This window comes from Kitasatospora sp. NPDC043950 (assembly GCF_056435345.1).
Map to the genome: position 1 here is coordinate 1 of NZ_JBWKER010000105.1, position 4,597 is coordinate 4,597.

The 4,597-nt window shown below is 72.0% G+C and carries 4 protein-coding genes; 2 read left to right on the top strand and 2 right to left on the bottom strand.

All coding sequences use genetic code 11. The annotated features are described in order from the left end of the window. Window positions 1-464: 464 nt before the first annotated feature. Entirely contained in the window at window positions 465-1,469 is a 1,005-nt protein-coding gene (locus AC07BF_RS36945) for a stage II sporulation protein M (RefSeq protein WP_063349146.1), read from the bottom strand. Window positions 1,470-1,763: 294 nt separating this feature from the next. Between AC07BF_RS36945 and AC07BF_RS36950 the strand changes: the two genes are divergently transcribed. After that, window positions 1,764-2,780, top strand: coding sequence for an RDD family protein (locus tag AC07BF_RS36950; protein ID WP_478334546.1), 1,017 nt, complete (start codon window positions 1,764-1,766; stop codon window positions 2,778-2,780). A 46-nt stretch (window positions 2,781-2,826) separates the two neighbouring features. Here the strand turns inward: AC07BF_RS36950 and AC07BF_RS36955 are convergent, their stop codons facing one another. Further along, a complete protein-coding gene (locus AC07BF_RS36955; protein WP_350886472.1) occupies window positions 2,827-3,477 on the bottom strand; it encodes a hypothetical protein in 651 nt (216 codons plus the stop codon). Window positions 3,478-3,589: 112 nt separating this feature from the next. Between AC07BF_RS36955 and AC07BF_RS36960 the strand changes: the two genes are divergently transcribed. Then, window positions 3,590-4,489: a sigma factor gene (locus AC07BF_RS36960; RefSeq protein WP_363587582.1), complete on the top strand. Its 900-nt coding sequence runs from the start codon at window positions 3,590-3,592 to the stop codon at window positions 4,487-4,489. Window positions 4,490-4,597 lie beyond the last annotated feature (108 nt).

Below are 4,597 nucleotides of genomic sequence, written 5' to 3' on the forward strand. Positions count from 1 at the left end.
TCCAACCCCAGAAGATTCTGAGGCCGGGGATGTCAACATATCTGGCGTTGACTTTTGGCACGCTGTTGAGTTCTCAAGGAACGGACACTTCCTTCGGACCGCCTTCCAGCGGGCCCTCCGGGCGCTTCGTTCTTTCGTGTTTCCAGCTTATCAGATCCTCGCGGCCGTTCTTACCGGCTTCGTTTCTCCGAATTCCCGCTGGCGGGATTTCCTTCGAACTTCGCTCCGAAGCTTATCAAAGCTTTCGATGTGCTCAGTTCGCGGAATTTTGCTTCAGTCGAAGGACGCGCATTCATAAAACGCGCTCACCTCGATTTGGCGGTGTCGTAGACACTAACGCCCGGGACTGACCGTTGTCCAGTCTGTCCCAACCGTTCAAACCTACTAGCCCACCCTCACCACGTCAATGGTTTGGTCGGGATGCGAGAAGAGTACCAGGTCAGAGGCATGTCGATCACCTCGCCTCAGGCCGCGACGGGTTGCAGATCCGCCCGATCGGCCGCGTCCAGATCACCGACTTCGCCGGCCTCGGCGGCCTTTCGGCCCCACACCAGCGCGTAGAGAAGGAATGCCGCCTCGGCCAGCACTCCGATCGAGATGCGTGCCCAGGTGGGCAGCCCGGAAGGGGTGACGAACGCTTCGAGCACACCGGAAACGGCCAGCACCGTGGCAAGGCCGATGGACATGCCGATGATGGAGCGGCCCTGTTCGGCCAGGGCCGTTCCACGGGTGCGCGGGCCGGGGTCGATGACCGTCCAGCCGAGGCGCAGACCGAGGCCGCCGGCCACGAACACCGCGGTCAGCTCCAGCAGGCCGTGCGGGATGAGCAGGCCGAGGAAGACGTCGAGTCGCCCGGCGGAGGCCATCAGCCCGACGCCGACACCGAGGTTGACCACGTTGGTCCACATCACCCAGAGCACCGGGAGACCCAGCGCGATCCCGAACAGCAGGCACTGCACGGCGATCCAGGCGTTGTTCGTCCAGACCTGCGCGGCGAACGAACTCGCCGGGCGGTCCGAGTAGTACGACTCGTACTGCCCGCCCGGGCGGGTCATCTCCCGCAGGTGATCCGGGGCGACCAGGCTGTTGCGGACCTCGGGGTGGGTGGCCATCCACCAGGCGAGCACCGCGGTGGCCAGCAGCGAGACGACCGCGACCGGCACCCACCAGCGGCGCGCGCGGTACAGCGCGGCCGGGAAGCTCACCGTGTAGTACCGGGCGACGTCGTGCCATCCGCTGCTGCGCGATCCGGTCACCGCGCTGCGGGCCCGCGAGACCAGGCCGGTCAGCCGGCTGAGCAGGGCAGGGTCCGGTGCGGCGGCCTGGACCTTGGCCAGGTGGCCGGTGGCGCGCTGGTACAGGGTGACCAGTTCGTCGGCCTCCTCTCCGCTGAGCCGGCGCCGTCGGGCGAGGGCGTCCAGCCGTGCCCACTCCCCCTGGTGGGTGGCGACGAAGACGTCCAGGTCCATTCGGCGGCTCCATGGTCGGCGGTGGGCGCGAGGGGGCCCGGTCGCGGGCGGGTGGACGGGCGGGTACGTACGGATACGCGCGGCCCAGCATGCCAGCAGCGGTGGGCCCCCCGACCGCCGGGATCTCACTTCCCGTGCGACCACCGGGCGCCGTATGTTTGCGGCTGCGGATCAGACTGCGGAGAGCAGGTCGTGGGGGCCGGTCCGGATGACGCCCCTCCCCTCGTCCGTGCCGCCCTCGGCGGCCTCCATGAGTGAGCTGTACGGCTCCACGAACGTGAACGGACAGGTGTCTTGAGCGACCTGGTGACGGGTGAGGCGGTCGTCCTCGACCTGCAGACGGCGAAGCTTCCCAGCCGGGCGCTGGCGATCACGCTGGACCTGCTCGTGGAGTTCGCCGCCCTGTTCCTGGTCTCGCTCACCCTGAGCGTCGCCCTGATCGGACTGGACGGTGCGGCGCTGGCGGCCACCCTGATCGGGCTGCTGGTGTTCTTCCTGGTGGCCGTGCCGGTGATGGTCGAGACCTTCACCCACGGGCGCTCGCTCGGCAAGGCCGCGCTCGGCCTGCGGGTGGTGCGCACCGACGGCGGACCGGTGCGGTTCCGGCACTCGCTGGTGCGCGGGCTGGTCGGCTTCATGGAGCTGGTCGCCATGACCGGCGTGCCGGCGGTGATCACCTCGGCCGTGAACGTGGACGGCAAGCGGCTGGGCGACATCTTCGCCGGGACGCTGGTCGTCCGCGAGCGCACCCCGGGCGGGGGGACGCCGCCGCTGCCGCCCGTGCACCCGCACCTGCTCCAGACGATGGGCCGGGAGCTGGTCGCGATGGACCTGTCCGCCGTGCCGGAGCCGCTCTGGCTGGCGATTCGCCAACTGCTGGGCCGCATAGGTCAGTTGGACCCCACGGTGGCGCTCCAGATGTCCACCCGGCTGGCCGGCGACCTGGCCGCCCGGACCGGTCATCCGGTGGCGCAGGGGCTGCACCCGGCGGCATACCTGGGCGCGGTGCTCACCGAGCGCCAGCGCCGGGAGTGGACGCGGGCCCAGGCCCAGTGGCAGCGGCAGCGGACCGCGGCCCCCGCACCCGCCGCGTGGCCGGCTCCCGCGCCCCAGCCGCCCACCGCGGACGGCGGGCCGCTGCGCGTCCTCGGCGTCCCGACGACGACCGCGGCAACGACCCCGCCGACGACCGCGGCCCCGGCCGCCCCCTCCTTCGAGAAGCCCGCCCCGCCCACCGCCGACCAGCCGTCCCCGACACCGGCCCCAGCCCCGACACCGGCCCCCGGCACCGGCTTCGCGCCGCCCGCCTAGGCCCACCGCGCTGTCGGGCCCGCCGCCCGACCCACTCAGCCCGGACCTACTCCCCGAACTGCGCCGGCCAGGCGTTCGGCGGCGACGCCAGCTCCTCCAGTTCGATCCCGTCGGCCGCCAGCACCACGTCCCCCGCGAGGTGCACGACCTGCTGCTCGCCGGTCTCCAGGTCCGCGACCTGGTACCGCTCGACCAGCAGCGGCCCGGAGTCGGTCTGGTGCGTGTCGACCCCCTCCAGCAGCCACCCCTGGTCGAAGGTGCGCGGCGCCAGCACCGGTTCGGTGAACGCGACCAGCCGCACCCGTGCACTCGCCCCCTCCCGCAGCCGCAGCAGCCGGGCGGTGGCGACCAGGAAGGCCGGCGAGCCGCCGGTGAACCCGTGCGCCCGGTCGTGCCCCTCCACGCTGTGCTCGCCGCCCGGGTCCGCCGCGTCCGTCCGGACCCAGGCGACGCCGTCCACCGCGCCGCCGCGCACCTGCCAGCCACCGGCCCGCAGCTCCATCCGCAGCGGGCGGGCCCGCGAGTCCAGGGTGAGGTCGACGCTGCCGATCACCCGCCCGTCCGGCGCGTAGGTCTTGGAGACGTACCGCCAGCCGGCCGCCCCGGGGGCGCAGCTGAAGCGCTCCTCCCCGAGCAGCACGCGGTCGTGACCCAGAGGAGTCATGGCTGTATGGAGCGAGTACCGGCCGTTGGGCATGCCCGAAAGCCTACGTGCGCACTTCGCATGCAACGTTCGGGGCGGGTGCCCGCATTAGGGGGGTGGACGGCGCGCACGAGCGCCGACGGTACGCGGGAGAAGGGGGGCGCAGATGGCGAAGCAGGCACGCGACGAGGAGTTCACGGAGTACGTGACTTCCAGGAGCGGCTGGCTGCGCAAGGTCGCCTATCTGCTGTGCGGGGACTGGCACCGCGCGGACGACCTGGTCCAGGAGACCATCACCAAGCTGTACGTGAACTGGTCGCGGGCAGGCCGCATGGAGAACCTGGACGGCTACGCCCGCAGGGTGCTGGTCAACACCTTCCTGGCCGAGCAGCGCACCTCCTGGTGGCGACGGACCAGCCGGCCGGGCACCGCCCTCGACACCGAGTCCGTGCCCGTCGACCTCGACGCCTCGCTGGACCTGCGCCACGCCCTGGCGACGCTGCCGGCCCGCCAACGGCGGCCGGCCTACTGGCTGGTCGACTCGGGCGGTACGGCCGCCCCGACGCTGCGCTGGCTGACCCCCGACGGCCGGTGGGCGGAGATCAGCGGAAACGGTGGCGGCCGCCTCGAAAACTTCTCCCAGGAGATCCTGCTCAGGGTCGCGGCCGATGTCCGGTACGGCCACTGGGACGTCCCCCTGCCGGTGCGGTTCACCGGCCTGCCCGAGACGTTCAAGGCCACCGACATCTCGCTCTGGCGGCCGGACACGGACGGCGTCGGCGCCTGGAGCCTGTGGCTGATGTTCCAGGTCGAGGGGAAGAACGTCTCGGTCACCCTGCGGCCGATCGGGCCGCGCCCGGTCTACACCAGCACGGACGGCTCGCCCTACACCGACCCGCACCCGCCCTTGGAGTCCGTCCAGAACGGGGTGGAGATCTCCATCGGCACCGGAGCCGGCGATCCGCCCTCCCTGGAGCAGCTCGGCGGCCTCCCCTGGATGCTCGCCCACACCGAGGCCCTCGGCCCGGACGCCACCGACTGGACCACCGACGTCATCGTGCCCTGAACCGCCGACGGCCGACCGAACGCGGGGGGGGGGGGGGGGGGGGGGGGGGGGGGGGGGGGGGGGGGGGGGGGGGGGGGGGTGGGGGGGGTGGGGGGGGGCTCCCGTTGT

Coding starts and splice junctions, on each gene's coding strand:
- AC07BF_RS36945 (WP_063349146.1), bottom strand. CDS start 1,469: ATGGACCTGGACGTCTTCGTCGCCACCCACCAGGGGGAGTGGGCACGG.
- AC07BF_RS36955 (WP_350886472.1), bottom strand. CDS start 3,477: ATGCCCAACGGCCGGTACTCGCTCCATACAGCCATGACTCCTCTGGGT.
- AC07BF_RS36960 (WP_363587582.1), top strand. CDS start 3,590: ATGGCGAAGCAGGCACGCGACGAGGAGTTCACGGAGTACGTGACTTCC.